Annotated in this window: 21 protein-coding genes and 1 pseudogene; 11 read left to right on the top strand and 11 right to left on the bottom strand. The window is 67.1% G+C overall.

Annotated elements, in window-relative coordinates:
• Window positions 1-60: 60 nt before the first annotated feature.
• On the top strand, window positions 61-1,740 hold the full coding sequence (locus YS110_13265) for a long-chain-fatty-acid--CoA ligase (GenBank protein UJB65650.1): 1,680 nt from the start codon (window positions 61-63) through the stop codon (window positions 1,738-1,740).
• Between the two features lie 70 nt (window positions 1,741-1,810).
• Window positions 1,811-2,560, top strand: coding sequence for a 5'-methylthioadenosine/adenosylhomocysteine nucleosidase (locus YS110_13260; GenBank protein ID UJB65649.1), 750 nt, complete (start codon window positions 1,811-1,813; stop codon window positions 2,558-2,560).
• A gap of 58 nt (window positions 2,561-2,618) precedes the next feature.
• Here YS110_13260 and YS110_13255 read toward each other — a convergent pair whose 3' ends face one another.
• The 6 genes from YS110_13255 to YS110_13230 all read right to left on the bottom strand — a co-directional run bounded on the left by YS110_13255 (window position 2,619) and on the right by YS110_13230 (window position 9,620).
• Complete coding sequence (locus YS110_13255; GenBank protein UJB65648.1) at window positions 2,619-6,041, bottom strand: hypothetical protein; 3,423 nt, start codon at window positions 6,039-6,041, stop codon at window positions 2,619-2,621.
• Between the two features lie 17 nt (window positions 6,042-6,058).
• Window positions 6,059-6,607: a hypothetical protein gene (locus tag YS110_13250; protein UJB65647.1), complete on the bottom strand. Its 549-nt coding sequence runs from the start codon at window positions 6,605-6,607 to the stop codon at window positions 6,059-6,061.
• 92 nt (window positions 6,608-6,699) lie between these two features.
• Window positions 6,700-7,995, bottom strand: a complete 1,296-nt coding sequence (locus YS110_13245; protein UJB65646.1) for a PilW family protein — start codon at window positions 7,993-7,995, stop codon at window positions 6,700-6,702.
• 67 nt (window positions 7,996-8,062) lie between these two features.
• The gene (locus YS110_13240) at window positions 8,063-8,575 is read right to left on the bottom strand and encodes a prepilin-type N-terminal cleavage/methylation domain-containing protein (protein ID UJB65645.1); all 513 of its coding nucleotides are present in this window, start codon (window positions 8,573-8,575) and stop codon (window positions 8,063-8,065) included.
• The gene (locus YS110_13235; protein UJB65644.1) at window positions 8,575-9,123 is read right to left on the bottom strand and encodes a prepilin-type N-terminal cleavage/methylation domain-containing protein; all 549 of its coding nucleotides are present in this window, start codon (window positions 9,121-9,123) and stop codon (window positions 8,575-8,577) included. Before YS110_13235 ends, YS110_13240 begins: the two co-directional genes overlap by 1 nt.
• Window positions 9,120-9,620, bottom strand: a complete 501-nt coding sequence (locus tag YS110_13230) for a prepilin-type N-terminal cleavage/methylation domain-containing protein (GenBank protein UJB65643.1) — start codon at window positions 9,618-9,620, stop codon at window positions 9,120-9,122. Before YS110_13230 ends, YS110_13235 begins: the two co-directional genes overlap by 4 nt.
• A gap of 106 nt (window positions 9,621-9,726) precedes the next feature.
• Here YS110_13230 and YS110_13225 point away from each other — a divergent pair, with 106 nt between their 5' ends.
• The 7 genes from YS110_13225 to YS110_13195 all read left to right on the top strand — a co-directional run bounded on the left by YS110_13225 (window position 9,727) and on the right by YS110_13195 (window position 16,978).
• Window positions 9,727-10,158 (top strand): transcriptional regulator, encoded by a 432-nt coding sequence (locus tag YS110_13225; GenBank protein ID UJB65642.1) that lies wholly within the window; start codon window positions 9,727-9,729, stop codon window positions 10,156-10,158.
• Window positions 10,159-10,458: 300 nt separating this feature from the next.
• On the top strand, window positions 10,459-11,460 hold the full coding sequence (locus YS110_13220) for a nucleotidyltransferase family protein (protein ID UJB65641.1): 1,002 nt from the start codon (window positions 10,459-10,461) through the stop codon (window positions 11,458-11,460).
• 73 nt (window positions 11,461-11,533) lie between these two features.
• The gene (locus tag YS110_13215; protein UJB65640.1) at window positions 11,534-12,235 is read left to right on the top strand and encodes a glycosyltransferase family 2 protein; all 702 of its coding nucleotides are present in this window, start codon (window positions 11,534-11,536) and stop codon (window positions 12,233-12,235) included.
• The gene (locus YS110_13210; GenBank protein UJB65639.1) at window positions 12,232-14,013 is read left to right on the top strand and encodes a glycosyltransferase; all 1,782 of its coding nucleotides are present in this window, start codon (window positions 12,232-12,234) and stop codon (window positions 14,011-14,013) included. The genes YS110_13215 and YS110_13210 overlap by 4 nt, the downstream gene beginning before the upstream one ends.
• Window positions 14,014-14,038: 25 nt before the next feature.
• The gene (locus tag YS110_13205) at window positions 14,039-14,713 is read left to right on the top strand and encodes a glycosyltransferase family 2 protein (protein ID UJB65638.1); all 675 of its coding nucleotides are present in this window, start codon (window positions 14,039-14,041) and stop codon (window positions 14,711-14,713) included.
• Between the two features lie 14 nt (window positions 14,714-14,727).
• Window positions 14,728-15,186: a PqqD family protein gene (locus tag YS110_13200; GenBank protein UJB65637.1), complete on the top strand. Its 459-nt coding sequence runs from the start codon at window positions 14,728-14,730 to the stop codon at window positions 15,184-15,186.
• A 64-nt stretch (window positions 15,187-15,250) separates the two neighbouring features.
• A complete protein-coding gene (locus tag YS110_13195; GenBank protein UJB67449.1) occupies window positions 15,251-16,978 on the top strand; it encodes an ABC transporter ATP-binding protein in 1,728 nt (575 codons plus the stop codon).
• Between the two features lie 206 nt (window positions 16,979-17,184).
• Here the strand turns inward: YS110_13195 and YS110_13190 are convergent.
• From YS110_13190 to tsaB, 5 genes and pseudogenes are all read right to left on the bottom strand, one after another.
• A pseudogene (locus tag YS110_13190) lies at window positions 17,185-18,268 on the bottom strand (IS5 family transposase).
• Between the two features lie 66 nt (window positions 18,269-18,334).
• Entirely contained in the window at window positions 18,335-19,321 is a 987-nt protein-coding gene (corA, locus tag YS110_13185) for a magnesium/cobalt transporter CorA (protein ID UJB65636.1), read from the bottom strand.
• Between the two features lie 173 nt (window positions 19,322-19,494).
• On the bottom strand, window positions 19,495-20,217 hold the full coding sequence (locus tag YS110_13180; protein UJB65635.1) for a hypothetical protein: 723 nt from the start codon (window positions 20,215-20,217) through the stop codon (window positions 19,495-19,497).
• Window positions 20,208-20,702, bottom strand: coding sequence for a ribosomal protein S18-alanine N-acetyltransferase (rimI, locus tag YS110_13175; protein UJB65634.1), 495 nt, complete (start codon window positions 20,700-20,702; stop codon window positions 20,208-20,210). The genes YS110_13180 and rimI overlap by 10 nt, the downstream gene beginning before the upstream one ends.
• Complete coding sequence (gene tsaB / locus YS110_13170; GenBank protein ID UJB65633.1) at window positions 20,699-21,433, bottom strand: tRNA (adenosine(37)-N6)-threonylcarbamoyltransferase complex dimerization subunit type 1 TsaB; 735 nt, start codon at window positions 21,431-21,433, stop codon at window positions 20,699-20,701. The genes rimI and tsaB overlap by 4 nt, the downstream gene beginning before the upstream one ends.
• A 115-nt stretch (window positions 21,434-21,548) precedes the next feature.
• Here tsaB and dacB point away from each other — a divergent pair, with 115 nt between their 5' ends.
• Together dacB and YS110_13160 are read left to right on the top strand one after the other, a co-directional pair.
• A complete protein-coding gene (gene dacB / locus YS110_13165) occupies window positions 21,549-23,006 on the top strand; it encodes a D-alanyl-D-alanine carboxypeptidase/D-alanyl-D-alanine-endopeptidase (GenBank protein ID UJB65632.1) in 1,458 nt (485 codons plus the stop codon).
• 105 nt (window positions 23,007-23,111) lie between these two features.
• Window positions 23,112-24,668, top strand: coding sequence for an alpha/beta hydrolase (locus YS110_13160; protein UJB65631.1), 1,557 nt, complete (start codon window positions 23,112-23,114; stop codon window positions 24,666-24,668).
• Window positions 24,669-24,696 lie beyond the last annotated feature (28 nt).

Below are 24,696 nucleotides of genomic sequence, written 5' to 3'. Positions count from 1 at the left end.
AGGGCCCGCTGAGACAATGCAGGCCATCCGTTTTGTAACGAGAAGTTAGGAGAGACAAGCATGCAAGACCGCCCCTGGCTGGCCGCTTACCCGCAAGGTGTTCCGGCCGACATCGACCCGTCGCAGTACCCGTCCCTGGTGGCCCTGATGGACGAAGCGTTCGCCAAGTACGCCGACCGGATCGCCTACAGCTTCATGGGCAAGGACATCAGCTACGCCGAGACCGACTCGCTCAGCCGCGCCCTCGCGGCCTACCTGCAGAGCCTGGGGCTGGCCAAGGGCGACCGCGTCGCCATCATGATGCCCAACGTGCCGCAGTACCCGGTCGCGGTGGCGGCCGTGCTGCGCGCGGGCTACGTGGTGGTCAACGTCAACCCGCTGTACACCGCGCGCGAGCTGGAGCACCAGCTCAAGGACTCCGGCGCCAAGGCCATCATCATCATCGAGAACTTCGCCACCACGCTGCAGGGTTGCGTGGCCAACACGCCCATCAAGCACGTGGTGCTGTGCGCCATGGGCGACCAGCTCGGCCTGCTCAAGGGCGCGCTGGTCAACTACGTGGTGCGCAACGTCAAGAAGATGGTGCCCGAGTTCGACCTGCCCGGCGCCGTGCGCTTCAACGACGCCATCGCCCAGGGCACGCGCGGCAGCTTCAAGGCGCCCGACATCAAGCCCGACGACATCGCGCTGCTGCAGTACACGGGCGGTACCACCGGCGTATCCAAGGGCGCCGTGCTGCTGCAGCGCAACATCATCGCCAACGTGCTGCAGTCCGAGGCCTGGAACGCCCCGGTGATGGGCAAGGTGCCTGCGGGCGAGCAGCCCACGGCGGTGTGCGCGCTGCCGCTGTACCACATCTTCGCCTTCACCGTGAACATGATGCTGTCCATGCGCACGGGCGGCAAGACCATCCTGATCCCCAACCCGCGCGACCTGCCCGCCGTGCTCAAGGAGCTGTCGCGCCACAGCTTCCACAGCTTCCCGGCGGTGAACACGCTGTTCAACGGCCTGGCCAACCACCCCGACTTCGGCAAGGTCAACTGGAAGAACCTGAAGATCTCCGTGGGCGGCGGCATGGCCGTGCAGGGCGCCGTGGCCAAGCTCTGGCTGGAGAAGACCGGCTGCCCCATCTGCGAAGGCTACGGCCTGTCGGAAACCAGCCCCTCGGCCAGCTGCAACCCGGTCACCGCGACCGACTACACCGGCACCATCGGCGTGCCCATCCCCAGCACCTACATGAAGCTGCTGGACGACGAGGGCAACGAAGTCACCACCCAGGGCCAGCCCGGCGAAATCGCCATCAAGGGCCCGCAGGTCATGGCCGGCTACTGGCAGCGTCCCGATGAAACCGCCAAGGTCATGACCGAGGACGGCTACTTCAAGAGCGGCGACATCGGCATCATCGACGAGCGCGGCTACTTCAAGATCGTGGACCGCAAGAAGGACATGGTGCTGGTCAGCGGCTTCAACGTCTACCCCAACGAGGTCGAGGACGTGGTGGCCAAGATGCCTGGCGTGCTCGAATGCGCCGTGGTGGGCGTGCCCGACGAGAAGACCGGCGAGGCCGTGAAGCTGGTCATCGTCAAGAAGGACCCGGCGCTGACCGAGGCGCAGGTCAAGGAGTTCTGCCGCGCCAACCTCACGGGCTACAAGCAGCCGAAGGTGATCGAGTTCCGCACCGACCTGCCCAAGACCCCCGTGGGCAAGATCCTGCGCCGCGAGCTGCGGGATAAGAAGTGAGCACCCCCCTGAGCCGCTGCGCGGCGGGGCGGCCCTTGCGCGGCGGCCGCTGGCCCGATGGGCCGCGCCCATGAGCACCGCCATCCTCAGCGCACTGCCTGAAGAACAGGCCGGCCTGGTGCAGGCGCTGGCGCATCCCCAGCGCGTCATCCACGCCGGGCGCTCCTTCTGGCGTGGGGAGCTGCACGAGCGGCCCGTGGTGCTGGCGCTGTCCGGCATCGGCAAGGTGGCGGCGGCCACCACGGCCACGGCGCTCATTGAGCGCTTTGGCGCGTCGCGCATCCTGTTCACGGGCGTGGCCGGCGGCGTGGGCGATGGCGTGCGCGTGGGCGACGTGGTGGTGGCCAGCGACTACCTGCAGCACGACATGGACGCCTCGCCCCTCTTCCCGCGCTGGGAGCTGCCCGGCTACGGCGGCGCGCGCTTGGCCTGCGACACGGCGCTGACTGCTACGCTTTTGCAAGCTGCCAGCGCTTGCCTGGAAAGGGCTGGGGGCGTTTTTGATGCGCAAGACGGCGGCGCCACGCCGCGCGTGCACCAGGGCCTGCTGGCCAGCGGCGACCGCTTCGTCTCGGCCGCGCAGGATGCGCATGCGCTGCGCACGTCGCTGCACGCGGCGGGCCACCCGGTGCTGGCCGTGGAGATGGAGGGCGCCGCCGTGGCCCAGGTCTGCGCCGACTACCGCGTGCCCTTCGCCGCCATGCGCACCATCTCGGACCGCGCCGACGACACGGCACACGTCGATTTCAGCCGCTTCGTCGCCACCGTGGCCAGCCGCTACGCCGACCACATCGTCGGGGCCTGGCTGCGTTTGCTCTGAAAAGAAGAGCTGCCAGCGCTTTCTGGATAAGCGCTGGAGCCTGTTTTTCAGAGCATCATTAGCGCTGCCGCCAAAGAATCGCCCGGCTCAGGGGCTTGCCGCCGAAATTGATCGAGCCCAGGCTGGGGTTGCTGCCCGCGGCGGGCGGGGCATCGGTGCCGGGATAGCCCACGATGCCTTTTTCCGAACCGTGCAGGCCGGGTGTGAGCGGCGCGCCCGCGCCGAGGTAGATCTCTCCGGCCACCACGTCCGCGCCGTTGTAGGTGATGCGGATCTTGGGGTCCGAGCCCGACGCCAGGTCGAACAGCTGGTAGTACCCCTGGCCCGCTCCACAACTGCCCGCGGCGGGCGGCACGTGCACCGGCACCACCAGCACGCCGTTGGCCAGCACCGGCGGCGCGGAGATCTGGCCGCCCTGCTTCAGCGCCCTGACGGCCGCGCTGGCGTTGCCTGCCTTGTACCCCTGCGGCGACGTGCCACCCTGGCTGGCCCAGGCGGCGGGGGCCATGCCCGAGCCGGACAGCGTGAACATAGTGAGCTTGTCCTTGGCTGCCGCCCAGACGTAGGGAATGCCCTCCGACTCGCCATAGCCCACGAAGTTGATCGGGGCGGCCGGGCTGACGGCCCCGCGCTGGAGTGCGGTGGCCGCGTCCGCGGTGCTCTGGCCGGTGATGCTGACCGACCAGACGCCGCCCGTCTTGTCGCCCAGCCACAGCGTGCCGGTCTGCGCGTCGTAGCTCATGGCGCTGTGCGCGGCGAAGGGCAGGCTGGCCGAGAGCGCGCCGCCGCCGGCCGCCTGGCCCGTGGCCACGTTGACCTCGTACAGCGCGCTCGTGGTGGTGGCGCCCGAGGTGGTGTTGACGACGAACAGCGCGTACTGCCGGCCGCCCACCGTCACCACCACGGGTTCCTGCATCTGCGGCGACGTGCCGCCGGGCACGCCGATACCCCAGGCCTGCGCGGCCGGGCCGGGCGGCGTGGTTTCCGTGGCGCTGGCGTTGCCGGTGAGCTGCAGCGCATAGTGGTACGCCCCGCCCTGGGCCGTGCCCACCACGTAGCTGGCCCAGCCGTTGGATGCGTCCACCGCGTCGGCCACGCGAAAGCCGCCGTCGAACAATTGCCTGGACGCAAGCGCGGTGTACTGCGCGAGCTGCGCCACGAAGGGGCGCGGCATCCAGCCCCAGTGCATGGCCCCGGTGTCGGCGTCGATACCGTAGAGGATGCCGTCGTTGCTCGCGGCCAGCACCAGCCCCTGGCGGCCCTTGTTGCGTGATGCGAAGGCCGGATAGCCGGGCAGGTCGAGCAGCGAGGCGCTTCCGGGCGCGCCCAGGTACTGGACGCCGTCGTTCGGGCTCATCGAGCCCAGCATCCAGTTGGGCTCGCGCCCGGCCAGGTAGGAGCAGCCCGCCACCGGCGCGGGAAACCCCATGCCGCCGCTGCCCGTGTCGCCCGCCGTGCCGTAGCTGGGGTTGAAGGTGTAGGCCAGGATGGTGGCCAGGCTGGGCACGCAGGTTTGCGCGGGCGACAGCGGCCAGCCGAAGGCCGCCGCGTCCATGCCGGCCAGCTTGGCGAGCGCGCCCGCGCCCGGGGCGCCGCCGCCGGGCGTGGCGAGGGTGCTCCAGAGCCTGTCGCGGCGCGTGGCGGCACCCATCTTGGCGGGGCTGCCGGCGTCCCACAGCGCGCTGCCGACGGCGGTGCCGGGCGCGGCGCTGGGGGATGTGTCGGTGTTGTACGCCTCGATATGCCCGCCCATGGCGCCGGACTGGTTCTTGCTCGTCACCACGTAGACCTTGGAGCCCGAGGTGACGCTGCCTGGTGCCACGGGCGCGGTGATCTGCGTGCTGGCGTAGATCTGCGCCGCAATGGCCGAGAGTGCCGCCTGGAACGAAGGAATGTCGCTCGCCGGGTACTGCTGCCCGGTGCCGCCCGCGATCGCCATGGCGTTCAGGGCCGCGTTCGCCGCCGGGTTCTGCGTGGCATCCACGCCCGCGCCCAGGCCCACCACGTAGGTCTTGATGCCCCGGCTCCGGAGTTCGGTGATCTTGGCGATGGTGTCGGTCAGCGCCTGGTTGTTGGTGGCGGTGGCGCCTGCCACCAGCGACCCGCGCGCCAGCGTGGAGCCCATGCCGTCGCGCATGCCATAGGGCGCGTTCGCGGGCAGCCCGGCGAAGGTGGCGTAGACGCCGTAGCCCGCGCCGGCCTCGCTGCCCAGCGGCGGCCAGGCCTTGCCGTCCAGGCTCATCGTGGGCAGGCCGTCGGTCAGCAGGATCACGTACTGGCCGGCGCAGGTGGCCGTGAGGCTGGAGAGCACGCTGCCCGCGCCCGCCACCAGGCCGGCCGTGGCGGCCTGCCCGGCGATGGCCTTGATTTCGCCGGTGCCGATGTTGTTGGTCTCGGGCTCCAGCAGGGGCTTGAACTGGTTGTAGGCGGTGGCGATGGCCGAGGCGGCGGGGCTGTTGCCCAGGCTGGTCATGGCCACCCGGGTGCTGCCCGTGGTGGCGGACTGGCTGCCGCCGTAGCCGAAGCCGCGCTGCACGTACATCACCTGCGAGGAGAAGGGCACGTAGCCCGCGTTGGTGGGGCCGGTGGCCGTGTTGGCAGCAGGGGCCGAGCTGGCATAGCCCACCAGGATGCCGCCGTTGTTGTAGCTGTTCAGGCCATAGGCCGTGTACGGCGTATTGGCACTGGGCGGGGTCACGGTGACGCCATTGTTGGTGGTCACCGCACCGTAGGTGATCCACAGGGCGGCGAAGTTGTTCGCATACAGCACGTCGTTGATGCTGGGGTCGTCGGCGCTGGAGGCGATCTCCATGTACGGGTTGGCGAAGATGCCGCCTGGGGCCGCCGCCGCGTCGTACAGGTTGGCGTTGGCGATCGACTGGCAATTGCCGCGCACCGTGGTGGAAAGCCCGGCCGCGCCGGTGGCCGCGTAACAGGGGTTGGTGACGTAGCGCCTTCCCGCCTGCCGGGTGTTGGTGAACCTGAAGCCGCCCAGCGGCGACATGTGGTATGCCCAGGTGGTGTACACGCTGCTGTTGCTGGTCTGGTAGGTGACCAGGGCGAAGTCCATGCTGCCCAGATAGCTGTTCAGGGTGCTGGCGATGCCCGCCTTGGCCACGTTCAGGCGGCTGGCGCCGTTGTCGTACAGCGTGCCGCCGCTGCTGACGGTGTAGGGTGCCTGGCCCGTGCCATCGGCCGCCTGCTTCGGCGGCGTGAAGCCCGCGGGCACGGCATAGCTGGGCGGCGAGGACGAGCCCGCCAGCGAGCTGAGGCTGGCGTTGCCCGCGAACATGCCCGAGCCGGTCATGATGGCGCCGGAGAGCGTGCCGTCCATCGATTCCGAGTTGCCCACGGCGAAGACCACCTGGGCCCGGGCCTGGGTCTGGGCACTGGCGGGCGGCAGGCCGCAGGCCAGCGCGGCGAGGCAGAGGCTGGCGGCTGCCGCCTGCAGGGGAGGGCGGTGCGGAAGGGGCTGTTTCATGGCAGGTCCTGGTGGGTTCAGTTCATGTCGCGCACGCATTGCTTGAAGACGCTCTCCAGGTTGGCGGAGGTCATGCCGCTGGCTTCGCGCACGTTCACGAACACGCTGTAGAAGCTGGCCACGTACCCGGTGGTGCCGCAGGTCTGCGGATCGGGCGGCAGGTTGGTGGGCACGACCAGCATGCGCGCGGTGTAGCCGCCGGGCAGCGCGGTGCCGGCCAGCGTGGCGACGTCGGGGCACTTCACGGCGGCCGCGCTGTCCGTGCACTGGCTCCAGAAGCCTGCGTTGGTGCCGGTGCCGGGCGGATCCCAGGCGCCCGCGCCGGACGGTATGTGGAACCAGCTCGCGCCATCGGCGGCGATCTGCAGCGCCACGCTGCCATCGGTGCCGCCGAGCGTGCTGGTGATCACCTGGGTGGCCAGCGCCAGCGCGGCGTCGCCCATCTGCACGTTCTTCTGGCGCTGCGCGGCATGGCCTGCCACCACGGTGTCGTCGAGCAGCCCGCGCATGGCGTACAGCCCGCCCAGCAGCGTGACCAGCAGCGCGAACAAAACAAACAGCAGCACGTCGCCCCGCTGGCGCCTCCGTGTGCTCCTGAAAAAGGAGCTGGCAGCGCTTTCCATGCAAGGCTTTGGGGCCGGTTTGGCTGGAAATCGCATCAGCGCCCCCATATCTGGTTGCGCAGCGCCACCTCGGCGGTGTGCACCGTGTAGCGGTCGCGCTTTTCATCGTCGGTGCGGGGCCGGAAGGCGGTGAACACCGGGTCGCCCGCCGTGAGCTGCGGGCTCGGAATGTTCACCTGCGTGACCTCGGGGTTCTGGCGGTGCGCCTGCAGCGTGCGTGCCACCACGGCGTACAGCACCGTGCGCACGCGGCCCGTGAGCTGGCTGGCCGTGACCTGCTGCCAAGTGCGGTAGTGGGTCACGCCGCCGGTGGGCGGCGTGGCGGCGCTGGCGCCGTCCACGCCGAACAGGGCCTGCAGGCTCACCACCCCGGCGGCCACGGGCGCGGGCTGGGCGGCCAGTGTGCCGTCGGCGTTGATGGTGGCGCGCGCCAGCACGGGCACCGAGCCCGATGCCCCATTGGCGGCGCGGGCCACGTAGTACACCAGGGTCTGCACGGCGCCCTGGCCGGCGGCGGGGCCGTCGTTCTTGAGCTTGGTGCCGGCGAGCTGGCCGTTGGCCAGCACCTGGCCGGCCGCCAGCAGGCCCGCGTCGCGCAGCGGCTGGGTGAAGTCGGCGAACTTGCCGGGCACGCCCATGCGCACCGCCGCGACCGTGCCGGTGGCCGGGGGCGGCAGCGAAACCGTGCCCAGGCTGCCCGCGGTGAAGCGCAGGCAGGCCAGGCCGCTCGCGGTGCCGCCCGACAGGGGCAGCAGCAGCGTGAGGGAGTCGCCCGCGGCGATGCCCGTGGTGCTGTTCAGCGGCAGCCAGCCGTCGTTCACGGCTTGCTGGCCCGAGGGGGCCGTGGCCACCACGTTGTGCACCACCTTGTAGGGCGTGCTTTGCACGCCGGTGGCGGGCGGCGCGCGCAGGGCCGAGGGCACCAGCGTGACGGCGAGCATGTGGCTGGTGTTGGTGACGCCGCCTTCGCCGCCCGCGTAGGCATCGGGCTTGAGCAGCGCATCCGCCACGGCGGTGCTGGCCGGCAGCGGCGCGGGCTGGGGCTGGGCGGTGACGCCCTGGAGGGTGGCCACGGGCGTGGCTGCAGCGCCGGTGTACTGCAGCGTGGCCTCGCACCGGGGCGTGGTGCCGCCCAGCATGTACAGGGCATTGCCCAGGTCGCGCTGGAGCAGGTCGAGTGCCGAGCGGGCCTGGTCGTTGCGCTGGCTGGCGTCGGCCAGCAGCATGTTGGCGCGCGAGAGTTCGGCCTGGATGACGAGCACCGCCAGCGTCAGCAGCATGCCGATGAGCAGGGTGACCATGAGCTCGATCAGCGTGAAGCCGGTTTGCACATGCTTCCTTATCGATAGCTGCAAGCGCTTTTCTGGTAAGGGGTAGTGGCCGTTTTGATGGGGCATTTCAAAACCCTCCGACCTGGAACGAATAGCTTTGCCTGCGTGGGGTGCCGCCGCCTTGCGCGGGCCAGTCGATGCGCAGCCCGACGCCGCAGACGGTGGTCTGCGGCGTGGTGGTGGCGCAGGCCTTGCCGCGCGCGTCGTTGCCCAGGGTGATGGTGACGCTGGCGTCCGGCAGGCGCAGGGCCTTGCTGCTGAAGACGTCGCGCAGCAGCGGCTGCAGCCCGGCCGGGGCGCCGCCCATGCTGGCCTGGGTGTAGGTCACGCTGGTGCCTTGGGCCTGGAGCGCCTGCACCAGCCCGGGGTGTGCCTGCAGCAGCGCCCAGAAGCGGTTGCCGAAGACCTGCGTGCTGGTGGCCATCTCGTTGCCGGTTTGTGCCGACAGCAGGCGCGCATACAGCCCTGCCAGGCTCAGAAGGCCGAAGGCGAAGATGAGCAGCGACACAAGCACGCTGATGAGCGTCATGCCGCGCTGGCGCGGGCGGCGGGGTGTGCGGGCGGGGTGCGGGACGGGCATCACGAACTGGTCTGTGCGTTCAGCAGCACCAGGCCCGACAGCAGGATCTGCAGCGTCCAGGTCTGGCCGTTGCCGCTGGCGATGGTGACGGTGGGGGCGTTGTCGGCGATGAGCCCCTGGCCGTCGAAGGTGACGTGCTGGGTGGCGCCGCCGCTCAGGCTGCAGGTGGCCTGGGGGTGGGCGGCGGCGGCCGTGGCGGCGGGCATGGAGCGCGCGTCCGTCTCGGCCGTGCTGTTCCAGGCCAGCGTGCCGCCGGCGAAGCTGGCCTGCTGCGTTTGCCACTGGCAGCCTGGCCCCAGCACGATGCGGTAGGGGGTGGGCGAGGTGGCGGAGCGGTTGCGTGCCCAGGCCACGTCCTGCGGCAGGCGGTGCACCAGCGCCGCGGTGCGGGCGTTCTGGAGCGCGCGCATCACCGGCGGCACCGCCATCATCAGCAGGATCGCCATGATGGTGATGGTCACCATCAGCTCGATGAGGGTGAAGCCCCGGCCGCCGCGCCTGGGGTGTGGCCGCCGGGGCGGGCGTGGGGTGTGCGGGACGGGGCTCATGAACATTCCCCGCTCTGGCTGCGCACCCAGCATGCGCCGCCATTGCTGCCCGTCCATCCCGACGGCACGGACGTGGTGGCGCGCGCGTTGTTCTGGTCCAGCGTGAAGACGATGCCCGACAGGTCGGTGCCGATGCCCGTGGCCGTCATCGTGATGGTGGCGGCGGCGACGTTGCTGCAGGCGAAGTTGAAGTGCTTGCTGGTGCCGTTGGCCACGCCCACGCCAGGCGGGCAGCCGTTGATGCCGCTGGTATCGGCGTAGGTGCGGTTGTCCTGGAAGTAGCGCTGCGCCGACAGCCCCATGCCCGAAAGCACCGAGAACGCCTCGGGCAGCTTGGCGCGCGTGACGTACCGGCTGTACGACGGCAGCGCCACCGCAGCCAGGATGCCGACGATGGCCACGACGATCATGACCTCGATCAGGGTGAAGCCGCGCCCGGCACGGGCGGCCTCGCGTTCGCGGGGCGTCTGCCGGCCGGTCTCGTGTTCTGTCTGCATGCGGATGTCCCTCCCGCCATGAGGCATGCGATGAAGTGAACCAATAGTCTATTTGAAAATGAACCAAAAGTCTCTACCAGTTCATTTGAAAACCTACTTTAGGTTCATGAACGAGAAAATCGAGTTTGGCCAGCGGCTGCGGACCGCCATGGCCGAGGCGGGCTACCCGCTGCGGCCGGTGGTGCTTGAGCGTGAATTCAACACGCGGTACTGGGGGCGGTCGGTGACCTTGCAGGCGGCGCGCCGCTGGCTGCGCGGCGAGGCGATTCCGGCGCAGGACAAGGTGCAGGTCCTGGCCGAGTGGCTGAAGATCGAGCCCGAGGTGCTGCGCTTTGGCGAGGCGGTGCGCCTGTCGGTGCAGGAGCAGCGCAAGCGCTGGGATGACGGGGTGGGCTACCTGGAGCGCGAGGCCTTCGACGCTTTCCTGCAACTGCCCGCGCCGCAGCGCAAGGTCGTGCGGGAGGTCATCCTCACGTTTGCCAAGGTGCACTGCGGCGCCGCGCCCGGCGAAGGGCCGGCACCCGATGGCGCGCCGTAGCGGACGGGCGCGGCGGGGCGGTTATTTCAGATTTGAATCTGCTTCGCCTTGCTGCACGGGGATTGTGAAAAAATAATCGAAAATACCTGCTTCCATGCACGGCCGGACGCAGCATCCGCCCGTCAAAGCAGTGCCTTCTTTTCCCGGCGGATGACAGCTTCTCCACACTCCAAGGTCAAAAAACCCTCTCAAAATCTCCCTCAGCCAGGCCAGGCGGCCTTGCTGAGGGCCTGCCTGTGCCCCCCGGATGAATTTCCAGAGCACTGGCGGACATGGAGAGACCTTGAGGATATAGACCATTTGGATGAATCATCGAACCGGTTATTGCCGCTTTTGTACCGGCAAGCGGAAAAATCAGGGCTGTGCGATGCGGAAATGGGGCGGCTGCGCGGCATTTACCGCTACCAGTGGTGCCGCAACCATCTGATGCTTTCGGAGTTGCGTAAAGTGCTTGCTGCATTGCGCGCGGAGTCCATTGAGGTGATTTTGCTCAAGGGTTCCGCGTTGATTCAGCGCTATTACGGTGATCCTGCGCTGCGACCCATGAGTGACCTTGACTTCATGGTGCATCCCGATCGTTTCGAAGACGCCAGTGCAGTGCTGCTGGGATATGGGTATGCACGCCGCATCGATATCCAATTCAAGGAAATCCGTGAAAAACGCTTGACCCATGCGGTGGAATTTACGCGCACAGTCAATGGGCAAACATGGGAAATAGATCTGCATTGGACCCCTTTGCACCGGGCCACATGGCCAGGAGCGCATGAGCGGTTCTGGGAAAATTCCGTTGTGTCGGATTTCAAGGGTGTCGATTGCCGGACTTTCGATGCAACGGACCAGCTGCTCCACGTATGCCTGCATGGGGCGCTGTGGAATGCATTGCCACCGCTGCGCTGGATTGTCGATGCCATGTGGATCCTGCGCGAGAAGCAGATCGATTGGCTGCGGCTGATGGACCACGCGCGCTATCTGAACAGCGTGCAGTTGCTGCAGATGGCCTTGAACTACCTGCGCGAAACGCATGACGCGCCCATTCCAGAGCACGTGATGGACAGCTTGAATGCTGCTGTTCCGTCGCGCTACGAAAGTTTGTTGTTCAGATTGCAGACGTCTTCGTCCTATGAAATGCGTGCAGACCAGCTCTTGGTGCTCGGGTGGATGAACCATTCGCGTGCGTATCCAGACATGCCCTGGTGGCGTTTGCTCGGGAGTTTTCCGAGCTATCTGAAAACTGCTAGCAAGATAAGCCGTTGGCGTGATTTTCCTGCGCACATGGCCCGCCGGCTGCTGCGGCGGTCTTGAGCGGGTAGGCGTACCCGGTGGATGGCAGGAGTCTGGACGAGTGGCTTGTGATCTTTTGAGAGGTGGTGAATCCGTGTTGGCTCCCAAGGTCAGTGTCGTGGTGACGTGCTTTAACCGCGAGATGTATATTGCCGAGGCGATCGACAGTGCGCTAGCACAGACGTTTGCGGATATTGAAGTGCTGGTGGTCGACGATGGTTCCGTGGATGGTTCCGCGCAAACTTGCCAGTCGTACGGTGACCGCCTTCGCTATATTTACCAGCGGAATCAAGGTGCGAGCGCAGCGAAAAATGCGGGTGTGGCTGCCGCACGCGGCGAATACATTGCATTCCTCGACTCTGATGACCGCTGGGAGCCTCATAAGCTGCAGATGCAGATGCGTCATCTGGCCGACCATCCAGCCGTTGATGTTGTTTATGCATATGCCATGCAGTTCTTGAGCCCGGAACTCGCCCCCGAAATCCGCGCTGGCCTGCATTGTCCGGGCGGTGCGATGCCGGCGCCAACCAGCGGTACCTTGCTGGCGAAGAAGGCTACATTTGCGCGCGTTGGAGATTATCGAACCGATTTGTTGGTCGGGATTGACGTCGAATGGTATTCGCGCAGTCAGGGCATAGGTCTTTCAAGTTTCATCCTGCCGGAGGTGTTGCTGCATCGAAGGATACATCCCACCAATTCAGGCATAACGCAGAAATCCGAAAGAATCCAGCACCTGTCGATCCTCAAGGAACATATCGACAGACAGCGTGCGCGTGGCAAGGAATCGGCATCGTGAGTGATTTCTATAAGGATCTGGCCTGTCAAAGGCAATTCTTCGAACAAATGCAGGGGGAGTATCAGACGGCAGCCAAGGCCTATGAATCGGCCGTCACCCTCAAGCTGGCTGAGATCCATGTCGATTTGCGCTTCGGCAGTTCCCGGCTGCAGGAAATCTTTCTGCCGGCGCTGAACCATCTGCGCGTGGCTGAGCCTGCAGAGGATTCTGTCGCCCGCCACACGCTTTGCCTATGGGATGGCGCCAGCGGCGGCACCAAAATACCGCGCCCATCATTTGACAATCGGCATTTCACCGACCGTGGTGACATCTGGGGTTTCGACAACTCCGCATACCAGTTTGCGTTTCTGTACGGAGAACTCTCCGTCAATATGTACTCCCGGCAAGAGCGCTGTGGCTACTACTGGGTGGATGATCCGAGGAGCCTGCCGTATTGGTGCGCGGCAGCGCCGCTGCGCACGCTGCTGCATTGGTGCATGGCGGAGGACGGGCGCCAGCTTCTGCATGCGGCGGCGATAGGTACGAAAGACGGAGCCCTTTTGCTTACGGGACGCGGAGGCATCGGCAAATCGTCCACGGCGCTCGCCGGACTGCAGCATGGCATGCTGTTTTGCGGGGACGACTACGTCGTGGTCGGCCTGGAGCCGGAACCCACGGTGTACCCCTTGTATGGTTCGGCCAAGGTGCACCGCGATCAATTGGCCCACTGTGAGCGCCTGCTTCCGTGCCTGAGCAATCCGGCTGGAGCAGCGGACGAGAAGGCTGTGTTCCAGCTGACGCCGGTGTTCAGCGCTGCCATGCCTTCTTCGATGCCCATCAAGGGCGTGGCCGTGCCGCGGGTGCAGGACTCGGAGTCTTCTTTTCTGGATACGGATATCACCCCCACCGAGGTGCGCAATGCAGCGGGTTTGACCACCGTGGAGCAGTTGGCATATGCCGGCAATGCCACCTACGCATTCATCGACCGGCTTTGCCAGGCTGTTCCGGGCTATGCATTGCAGTTGGGGCGCGACAGGAAATTGCTGGTGGACGCTCTTGTGTCGTGGCTCCAGGCGCCTCCAAAGCGGTCGAGGGGCGCGCAGACGCCGTCTCTCGGCCCCCAGCCGACGGCCGTGACGGTGATCGTTCCTGCATATAACCGGGCGCATCTGATTGACGAGGCCATTGCGAATATCGTGGGCCAGGGATATTCCGATCTGGAGCTGATCGTGGTGGATGATGGCTCCACCGATGGCACGGCGGCGCGTGTGCGCGCCCATCCCAGCGCCAAACTGTTTGAGCAACCCAATAGTGGGCCCGCTCAGGCGCGCAACCGGGGCATCATGAACGCGCGGGGGGAATATCTCGCTTTTCTCGACAGTGATGACCTGTGGCCGGAGGGGGTGTTACGGGAGTTGGTGCGCACCATGGACGCACACCCCGAGGTGGATGTGGTCATGGGATGGCCACAATTGGCCCAATGGAATATGCGAAGCGGCACGTACGAATATTTCGGCAATCCATGTGAGGGGTTTGGATTCTATATCACGGGCTCGGTTTTCAGGCGTGAGGTGTTTGATCGGGTGGGCTTGTTCGATGCGGATATGAACTTTGGCGAGGACGTCGATTGGTTTGCCCGTGCTGGAGAGCGTGGCATCAACGTCATGCGGATTGATGGTGTTTCCGTCATTGTCCGGCGCCATGGGGGCAATATGACGGAGGGGAAAAATCTGGTGGAGCTGAATGTGCTGCGCAGCTTCAAAAAAGCCTTGGACAGAAAGCGCCTGGCGTCTCGATGAAATGTTTTCAAGGTGAGGATGCCTAATGCCGATCTCTGATTTGACGGTTGTTATCCCCGCGTACAATCGGCGGGAATTTGTTGCTGAAATAATTGAATGCGTATCGAATCAGGGGATGGATGGCATTGAAATCATCGTGGTTGACGACGGGTCTACCGATGGAACGGCTGCGTGTGCCAGGGAATTTTCAGGTGTGCGGGTATTGACAAAATCCAACGGCGGACCGGCCTCCGCTCGCAATTTTGGATTGGAGCATGCCCGGGGCGAGTACATCGCGTTTATCGACAGCGATGACCTTTGGGCGGATGGTGCGTTGGGCCGTCTGGTGGATACGCTCAGGAAAGATGGTCAGGCTGATCTGGCAATGGGTATGCCCAGGGTGATGGCAAGGCGCGGCCCAGACCATTCTTTTGAATTTTCAACCTCCCATCTTGCGCAGTTTCCATACTCCATCTCTGGAACGGTGTTCAGGCGCTCGGTATTTTCCCGGGTCGGCATTTTCGATCCTGACCTTTGGTTTGGCGAGGACGTGGACTGGTTTCACCGTGCTCAGAATCAGGGTATTCGTGTGGTGCGGCTGGATTTTGATGCTGTTATTTTTCGTCGCCATGAGGGGAATTTGACCAATGGCAAAGGGTTGGTGGAGTTGAATGTTCTGAGGGTGTTCAAAAAATCATTGGATCGCAAACGTTCCATGTAATGGGTGGGGCGTTCTTGAAATGGCAGAAGGGGTTCCTTGTGAAGTTGCTGTGTTTTGATAATCAAGAAATATTGTTCGAGAATTACGACGACGAGCTGGTTTTGCTCGATCTTCGCGGTGGCATTTACTATACGGTGGACCGTGTCGGTGCCGATTGCATGCTGATGCTGCTGTCACTTCCTACTGCAGAGCAGGCCCGCTCGGCCATGCTCGCGCGTTTCGACGTCACGGACAGCGACCTGGATGCGGCGGTGGAGAATCTGAGCCGTGAATTGCTGGATTTTGGCCTGGTCAAGCCCCGTGACGACGGCGCGCCTGGAATGGCATTCACGTTCGAGCCGGCAGCAAGGCAGGCGTTTTCGGCACCCAAGGTGGAGCAGTTCAGGGACATTGAAGACGTGCTCAAGTTCGATCCGGTACACGATGTGACGGGCGAGGGATGGCCCAGTCTCAAAGACGGGGTATCGGCTTGAGGGCCAAGGCGATATCTGGCGCATGCTCGCCATGCGCCAGTCTGCCGGCTTCGCGTGCGGCGTCATGGGTGGGCCGTCCGTGACCTTCTGCGCTCATTGCAAGAAGGTGGTTGATCTCTTCACGACCGAAGAGCGCAAAAAAGCCGTCCGGGTGGTGGTGCTGGTCAGCATCATGGCGCTGCTGCAAACCGCAGGCGTTTTATCCATCGCGCCATTTCTGGCGGTCTTGGCGCGTCCGAACGTGATTGAGGAAAATCCGTGGGTGAATGCGATCTACCGGGATTTGCAGTTTTCTGATCCGGCGGCGCTGATTTACGTGTTGGGCCTGCTCACCCTGATGGTCGTGGTGGTCTCATCGGTATTCAAGGCGGTCACGCTGCATGTGGTCAGTCGATTTGTCCAGATGCAAAGAAAATCGCTGGGCGTGCGTTTGCTGTCGAATTATTTGCGGCAGCCGTATGACTTCTTCCTTTCGCGCAACCCGTCCGAGTTGACGAAGAACGTGCTGTCGGAGGTCGATCAACTGGTGTTTGATCTGCTGCAACCGCTGGCGATCGTGATAGCGCAGGGCGCCGTGGCGCTGGCCATGGTGGTGCTGATCCTGGTGTACGACCCCTCAATGGCGGTGTGGATCGTCGCCGTGGTGGGCGCGCTCTACGGCACCATTTACCTTTTTGTGCGCAAGCGTTTGACGCAGGTGGGCGCCGAGCGGCAGGCGGCAGACGCTCGCCGGTACAAAAGCTGCCACGAGGTGGTCAGTGGCATCAAGGACGTGAAGATCGCGCACGCATCGCAGGCGTACCTGCGCTCGTTTGCCAGTGCCTCGCACGATTTCGCGCGCCGCTCCGCCGCGACCGAAACCTTGGTCCAGTCGCCGCTGTACATCGTCGAGGCGGTGGGATTCGCGGGCTTGATCGCCATTGCGCTGCTCTCTTTGTGGCGCTCCGGCGATGTGAGCGAAGTGCTGCCCACCATGGGCCTGTACGGCTTTGCGGCCTACCGTCTGTTGCCGGCGATGCAGACCATCTACAGTGGCCTCACGCGCCTGAAATACTCCGGGCCGATTCTTCACAACATTCACCGTGACCTGTGCATGCCGGTAAACGACCAGGCGGAAGGCTGCGCACAGATCGTTCCCCGGCATGAAATTCGCCTGCAAGGTGTGTCGTACGCCTATCCGGCCAGCAAGGAGGTGCTGGTGCTCGACCGCCTGGAGCTGGTGTTCGCCGCCAATACCATCACCGGGATTTCAGGGCGTAGCGGTTCAGGCAAGAGTACGGTGATGGATCTGCTCCTCGGATTGCTGTCTCCGCAAGCCGGGGAGGTGCTGGTGGACGGCATGGTGATCGACAAGACCAATGTGAAGGCCTGGCAAAAATCCATTGGCTATGTGCCCCAGCAGATCTACTTGGCCGATATCAGCGTGGCCGAGAACATCGCCTTCGGCGTCCCCAAGGAACAGATCGACATGGGTCGCGTCGAACGGGCTGCGCGCGCGGCGCACATCCATGATTTCATCGTGAGCGATCTGGCGGATGGCTATGCGTCGCTGGTGGGCGACCGGGGCATACGGCTCTCGGGAGGGCAGCGCCAGCGTATTGGCATCGCGCGGGCGCTGTACCGCGACCCGCCCGTGTTGTGCATGGATGAGGCCACGAGTGCCTTGGACGGGGCCACCGAACAGGCGGTCAACGACGCGATTCGCAGCCTGTCTGGCAACAAGACCGTGGTCGTCATCGCACATCGGCAGTCCACTCTGGACGCCTGCGACCGCATCGTGGAAATGCGCTGAGCCTTCGCCCGCGAGGAAGCCCTGGGCGACTTCAAGCTTGCGCCTGGAAGCTCCTTGAAGCAAGGCGGTGCTTCAGGGAACCTCTCACAACCCCATGATTGACGGATCCGAATAGGCACGATTGGACGCCAGCCGTTTTGAATGCGCGATGAGGCCTTACGGCGGTCTGCACCTCGTGCATTGAGGGGCCTTGCAGCCCCGATGGCTCAGGCTTTCGCCGTTTGCAGGCGCACCTGTGCCTTGGTGGTCGCCGGTTTGAAGAACGCATCCACGCCTCGCTCAAGGAACGAGGCCAGGCGCTTCATGTTGTAGCAGGCAGCCATCATCGTCATCGCCACCGTGGCCCGCGCCTGCCCGATCGTGCGTACGAACTTGCCGCCCAGGTGCCGGATGCCGGCAAACGCATGTTCGACCCGGGCACGCTTGCTGGCAATGCGCTGGTTGCGCCGCTTCTGGCACTCGCTCAGGGGCTGGCCCGGCTGGCCGGCGCTGCATCGCGTCCACGAAGCCCAGCACTTGCAGCATCTGCCGGCGCTGCCGGCTCGCGTAGGCCTTGTCCGTGTGCACGCTGCGCCCGGTGTTGTGCATGTCCAGCACCTCGTCGAAGTGGTGTCCGTCGTGCTCGCTGGCCGTGCCCGTGGCGATGCGGCGGATGAAGCCGTGCTTGAGGTCCACGCTCACGCTGAGCTTGTAGCCGAAGTAGCTCTTGCCGTGCTTTTTCGTGTGTGTGGCATCCACATCCCTTTGCCGGCGCTCGGCCTCACTCCAATCGGGCGTTCTGCCTTCGGCCAGGGCCTCGCGCTCCGGCCTGTCCAGGCGCTGGCGCGGCGCGGGCACCAGCGTCGCATCGATGGCTTGTCCGCCCCGGGCCATGTAGCCATGGCGGTGCAGTTGCGCATCCACTCCCTGGAACAGCACCGTGGCCCCATCCACGCCCAGCCGCTCGCCGAAGCGCCAGATCGTGTTGCGGTCCGGCACGTTCATCGCATCCTGCAGCAGGCAAAAGCGCTGGTAGCTCGCCCGATCCAGCAACTGGTACTCCATCTGCTCGTGCGAGAGGTTGTACAGCTGCTTCAAGACCAGGATGCGCACCATCACCTCGGTGGGATAGGCCGGCCGGCCACCCTTGCGGCCATCGCCGCGCTCGATCAAGGCATCCACCAGCCCGGCCAGGGCTCCGAAGTCGATGTGCCGCGCGATCACCTGCAGCGGATCGCCCACCTCATCTCTCTTGTGTTGGCGCGAGGCCTGGGCGAACAGGTCGAACTTCAGCGCGCTGCGGGGTGTGATCATGGCAAGGGGCGGGTCAGGCTTCTCGGGTCAGGAAGAGAGCGGATGGGTTTTGAGAGGTTCCCTTCACTTCAGCCAGCCGCGCTTGCGGAAGTACAGCATGGGCACGATGGCGCTGGCGACCATGACCCCGATGGCGTATACGTAGCCGAATTCCCATTCCAGCTCCGGCATGGCGCGGAAGTTCATGCCGTAGACGCTGGCGATCAGCGTCGGCGGCAGCAGCGCCACGCTGGCCACGGAGAAGATCTTGATGATCTTGTTCTGGTTGATGTTGATGAAGCCCACGGTGGCGTCCATCAGGAAGTTGATCTTGTCGAACAGGAAGGCCGTGTGGCTGTCCAGCGAGTCGATGTCGCGCAGGATCTGGCGCGCTTCCTCGAACTGCTCGGCGTTCAGCATCTTGCTGCGCATCATGAAGCTCACGGCGCGGCGCGTGTCCATCACGTTGCGGCGGATGCGCCCGTTCAGGTCCTCCTGGCGCGCGATGGCGCCCAGCACCTCGCCGGCCAGCGCGTCGGTCACGTTGCCCGAGAGCACCTTCTTGCCCGCCAGTTCCAGCTCGTCGTAGATGCCTTCGAGCGTGTCGGCGGAGTATTCGGCGTCGGCGTCGAACAGCTTGAGCAGCACATCGCGCGCGTCGTTGATCAGGCCGGGCGCGCGGCGCGCGCGCAGGCGCAGCAGGCGGAACACGGGCACGTCCTCGTCGTGGATGGAGAACAGCACGCCCTTGCTTTTCAGCTCGTCGTTGACCAGGTTCAGGATGAAGGCCACGCGCACGCCGCGCGGCTGGTCGTGGTCGTCGATGAGAAAGTCGCTGCGGATGTGCAGCTCGCCGTTGTCTTCCTCGTAGAAGCGCGCCGACTCCTCGATGTCCTCGTCCATCGCGTCCTCGGGAATGGACAGGCCGTAGTGCTGCTTGATCCAGCGCTTTTCCTCGGGCGTGGGCGACTCCAGGTCCACCCAGATCGGCTGGAAGCGCGACAGCTCCTCCAGGGACTCGATCTCTTCCTGGGCCAGGCGGCCATTGGCGAGCGTAAAGATGTTGAGCATGGGCTCACTCCTTGTGGGTGCGGGGCGACGAAGCGGGATGCGGGGCGCTTTCAGTCACCCGGAGCGGGCCAGGCGCTGAAAGCTACCGACTGGGGTAGGTTTCCAAGGAGTGTTCTCCGGTAAGCAAGCGGCGGATTATCGCACTGCAACAATGACAGCGCCGTGTCGGTGTTTCAGCTGTTGTTGCGCTGCACCATCGCGTGGGCGCGGCACAGGTCGGCCCAGGCGGCGGCCTTGGCCTGGGGGGCGCGCAGCAGGTACGACGGCGCATAGGTGGGCACCACGGGAATGCCCTCCACGCTCTGCGGGCTGGCGCGCAGGCGGCCCAGCGGCTCGCTGCAGCCAAGCACCATGCGCGCCGCTGGCAGCCCCAGGGCCAGCACCACGGCCGGGCGCGCCGCGTGCAGCGCATCGGCCAGCGCGGCGGGCGCGGCGGCGGGGCCGCGCAGCAGCGGCGCAATGAAGACGCCCGGATGCTGGTGCAGCCGCAGCGCGCGCAGCATGTTGTCGAGCAGGCGGCCGGTTTCGCCAGCGAACGGGTCGTCTTCCTGGGCGCATTCCACCACCACCAGCCAGGCGGACTGCGGGGCGGCGCCCGCGGCGGCGGCCTGCGCGGGATAGCCTGGGCGCGGGGCCGCCAGGGTGAACGCCGCGCCCTCGGCCACAGGTGCCGTTGCGGCGGGGGCGGGCGCCGTGGCGGGTGGGGGCGCTTGGCGTGCCGCAGGGGGTGCGGCGGGCGCGGGGGGCGCCACCGGGGGCATGGGCGCTTGCGGCACCGGGGCGGCCACCGCCGTGGCGGGTACCGGAGCGGGCGCGGGTGCCGCGCCGGGCAGCCACAGGGTGATGCCCATCTCCTGCAGCATGGCGCGCTGGCGTGCGTCGAGGTTCAGGGGCATAGGTTCAGGTGCATGACGATGGCGTCCTCGCGCAGGCCGCCGGTGGCGGGGTAGTAGGCCTTGCGCACGCCGGCCTGGTGGTAGCCATGGGTTTCATAGATCTGGCGCGCCCGGGTGTTGCTCTTGCGCACTTCCAGCCAGAGGGACTGCGCGCCGCGGCTGCGCGCCCAGGCGTTCAGCGCCTCCAGCAGCACGCGCGCCCAGCCTTGGCCCTGGTGGCGCGGCGCCACGGTGACGTTGAGCAGGTGCGCTTCCTGCACCCCCTGCATGGCGACGTAGTAGCCGATCAGCTCGTCCCCGGCCAGCAGCAGCTCGGCCTGGTAGCCGGCCGTCAGGGTGTCGATGAAGTTGCCGCGCGTCCAGGGGTGGCTGTAGGCCTGCTGCTCGACGGCCAGCAGCGCGTCCAGGCGCGCCAGCGACAGCGCCTCGAAGCGCGTGGCGGGCCCTGCCGTGGGCCGGGTGGCGTGCGCGGCGAGGGCGCTCATGGGGCCGTGGCACCCTGTGCGGTGCCTGGTGCGGCGGTCTGTGTGGCGCTCTGCCGCAGGGCGGCCCGCTCGGCCGTGGTTTGCGCCACCTTGTCGCGCACGTACAGCGGCAGCGCCTGGCTGGCGGGCACGGCCCGGCCTGCGGCCAGCCAGGCGGGTGCCAGGCGCAGCAGCGCCGCCGCGCTGGGCAGGGCCGGCAGCCGGGGGGCGCCGGCCGCTTCGGGGGCCAGGCGGTCGCCGTAGGCGGCGGGGGCGTTGCCCGCGATGGCGAAGCCGGGTGGCACGGCCACGGCCTCGGGCGCGCACAGGCCGCAGTCGGCCAGCGCGGCCCATTGGTGGCCGTCCCAGCGCCAGGGGGCGTGGTAGACCTCGCCCATGCGCGCGTCCAGCGCGGCCACCACTGCGGTGCAGCCGTGCTGCGCGCGGGCCTCCTCGGCCACGGCGAGCAGGGTGTCGATGGGCAGCACGGGCAGGCCCGCGCCCCAGGCCAGGCCCTGGGCGATGGCGCAGGCCGTGCGCAGCCCGGTGAACGAGCCGGGGCCGCGCCCGAAGGCGATGGCCTGCAGGTCGCCCAGGGCCAGCCCGGCCTGCGCCAGCAGGCCCTGGATGCCGGGGACCAGCGTGCCCGATGCTTGCGCGCCGCCGGGGCCGCTGTGCGTCCACACCCGCGCGCCGTGCTGGACGGCGATGGACAGGGTGTCGGTGCTGGTGTCGAAGGCAAGCAGTTTCATGGGCGGGCAGGCAGAGCAGCCCTGGATTATCGATGCCCTGGCGGAATATCAAAAATGATAGCTGCCAGCGCTTGCTGCATAAGGGTTGGATGCCAAAAATGCTTAAAATCTAAGCATGTACTCCCTTGGCATCCCCTGTCTTCGCGGCCGCTGGGCCGCCTGCGTGCTGGCCTGGCTGCTGTGCGGCGCGGCGGCCGCGCAGCCCTTGTCCGCCCTTCCGCCCGAGGTGCAGGCGGCCCTGGCCGCCGCCAGGCTGCCGCCCGAGGCCCTGGCCGTGGTGGTGGCCGATGCCGATGCGCCGCGCAAGCCGCCGCGCCTGGCCTGGCGCGCCCAGGTGCCGATGAACCCGGCCTCGGTGATGAAGCTGGTCACCACCTTCGCGGCGCTGGAGCAGCTCGGCCCCGCCTACACCTGGCAGACGCCGGTGTACCTGGAAGGCGCGCTGCAGGGCGGCACGCTGCAGGGCAACGTCTACATCCAGGGCCGGGGCGACCCCAAGCTCGTGGTCGAGCGGCTGTGGCTGCTGCTGCGCCGCCTGCAGGCGCAGGGCGTGCAGGCCATCGCGGGCGACATCGTGCTCGACCGCAGCGCCTTCAGCCCGGGCGCGCACGACCCGGCGGCTTTCGACGGCGAGCCCAGCCGGCCGTACAACGTGGCGCCCGATGCGCTGCTGGTCAACTACCAGGCCATCGTCCTGACCTTCGTGCCCGACAGCGCCGCTGGCGTGGCGCGCGTGTCCTACGAGCCGCCGCTGGCGGGCATGCAGCTGCAGGCCAGCGTGCCGCTGGCGGCGCCGGGCGCGGCCTGCGGCGACTGGCGCCAGGGCCTGCGCGCCGAGCTGGGCGAGGCCGCGCGCATCGCCTTCGCCGGCGTCTTCCCTGCGGCCTGCGGCGAGCGCGCCTGGGCCGTGGCGCCGGCGCAGCCGGCGGCCTTCGGCGCGCGCGCCATCGAAGGCATGTGGCGCGCGCTGGGCGGCACGCTGGCGGGCCAGGTGCGCGAGGGGCGCGTGCCGGCGGGGCTGCAGCCCGCGTTCAGCGCCGCCTCGCCCGCGCTGGCCGAGGTGGTGCGCGACATCAACAAGTACAGCAACAACGTCATGACGCAGCAGGTGTTCCTGACCCTGGGGCTGCAAAAGGGCGGCGCGGGCAGCTTCGAGGCCGCGCGCGAGGCGCTGCAGCGCTGGTGGCGCCAGCGCCTGGGCAGCGACGCCGAATTCCCGGTGGTGGACAACGGCGCGGGCCTGAGCCGCGAGGCGCGCATCAGCGCCCAGGCCCTGGCGCGCATGCTGCAGCTGGCCTGGGCCGCGCCGGTCATGCCTGAGTACCTGGCGTCGCTGCCCATCGCGGGCGTGGACGGCACGCTGCGCCGCAGCGCCAGCCGCGCCGCGGGCGCGGCCCACCTCAAGACCGGCAGCCTGCGCGACGTGATGGCCGTGGCCGGCTACGTGCACGCCGCCAACGGCCGGCGCCAGGTGCTGGTGGCGCTGGTGAACCACGCCAACGCGGCGGCGGCGCGGCCCGTGCTCGACGCATTGATCGACTGGACGGCGCGGGGGGTAGACACGGCTCCCTAACCCTGCTGCATTCGGGGTCTCCTGCCCTGCCCAGGGGGATGTGCGCAGTACGATGTGCCGTCCAAAAAACGAACGATCGTTCGATTTATAGCAAAGGAGACTGCAATGAACAGATGGACTGGGCTGGCCGTGGCCAGCGCTGCTGCCTTGCTGGCGGCCTGCGGCGGTGGATCCGACACTGGCGGCAGCACCGAAACCGACACGAGCGGCGCGCGCGGCTCGCTGGTGCACAACCCGCCCCTGCGCGTGACGTCGCTGGGGGCCGCGGAATTCAAGGACCGTCTGTCCGAGAGCGAAACCGGCAAGGGCCTGCTGGCCGTGGCGGGCACGCCCCAGTGCGGCGTGGACTTCCACTACATCGAGTACGGCACCGTGGGTGGCGCGGGCGAAGGCACGAACGCCTCCGGCGCGCTGATGGTGCCCACGGGCGACGCCGCCGCCTGCAAGGGCGCCCGCCCCGTGGTGCTGTATGCCCACGGCACGGATGCCAACCGCGCCTACAACATCGCCGACATCACCGACACCACGCGCCCCGGCGCGTCCGAGGGGCTGCTGCTGGGCGCCATGTACGCGGCGCAGGGCTTCATCGTGGTGGCGCCGAACTACGCGGGCTACGACGTGTCGCGCCTGGGCTACCACCCGTACCTGAATGCCGACCAGCAATCGAAGGAAATGATCGACGCGCTCACCGCCGCGCGCAAGGCGTTGCCGCGCCTGGGCCGCGCCGACGCCGGCAAGCTGCTGGTGACCGGCTATTCGCAGGGCGGCCACGTGGCCATGGCCACGCACCGGGCCATGCAGGCTGCGGGCCTGCCGGTCACGGCGGCGGCGCCGATGTCCGGGCCGTATGCCCTGGGCGCGCTCGGTGATGCCGTGTTCTACGGCAACGTGAACCTGGGCGCCACCCTGTTCATGCCGATGCTCACCGTGAGCTACCAGAAGGCCTACGGCAATCTCTATCGCCAGACGTCCGACGTGTTCGAGGCCAGCTACGCCAGCGGCATCGAGACCCTGCTGCCCTCGGCCACGCCGCTGGCCACGCTGATGCAGCAAGGCAAGCTGCCGCAGACGGCGCTGTTCAGCAGCACGCCGCCCGCGCCGATGTTCGCCACCATCACGCCGCCCACGCAGCCGCCCGAGCTGGCGCCCCTGTTCGCGCTGGGTTTCGGCACCGGCAACCTGATCAACAACGCCACGCGACTGGCCTACCTGCAGGACGCCATTGCCAACCCCGACGGCGCCGTGCCCAGCCCCACCACCGGCGCCGCGGCGGCCGCGCCCCAGCACCCGATGCGCAAGGCGCTGAAGGCCAACGACCTGCGCAACTGGACGCCCCGGCGCCCCGTGCTGCTGTGCGGCGGCAATGCCGACCCGACGGTGTTCTACAAGGTCAACACCCAGGTCATGCAGCAGCTGTGGACGGCACCGTCGCCCCTGGCGCCGCCGGCCGGGCTGGTCACGGTGCTCGACGTGGACTCCAGCCCCACCGGCGCAGCCGACCCCTTCGCCGCCGCCAAGCTGGGCTTTGCCCAGGCCAAGGCCAAGGCGGCGCAGGGCGGTGCCAGCGCCGTGCTGCAGGCCTACCACGGCAGCCTGGTACCGCCGTTCTGCAGCGCCGCCGCGCGCGGCTTCTTCCAGCAGGTGCTGGCATCGGGCGGCTGAGCGCCCGCGCCCATCGAAGGAGTACACG

Source organism: Acidovorax sp. YS12, assembly GCA_021496925.1.
In the GTDB taxonomy this organism is placed as follows: domain Bacteria; phylum Pseudomonadota; class Gammaproteobacteria; order Burkholderiales; family Burkholderiaceae_C; genus Paenacidovorax.
This window is presented reverse-complemented; position numbering and strand designations above follow the sequence as displayed.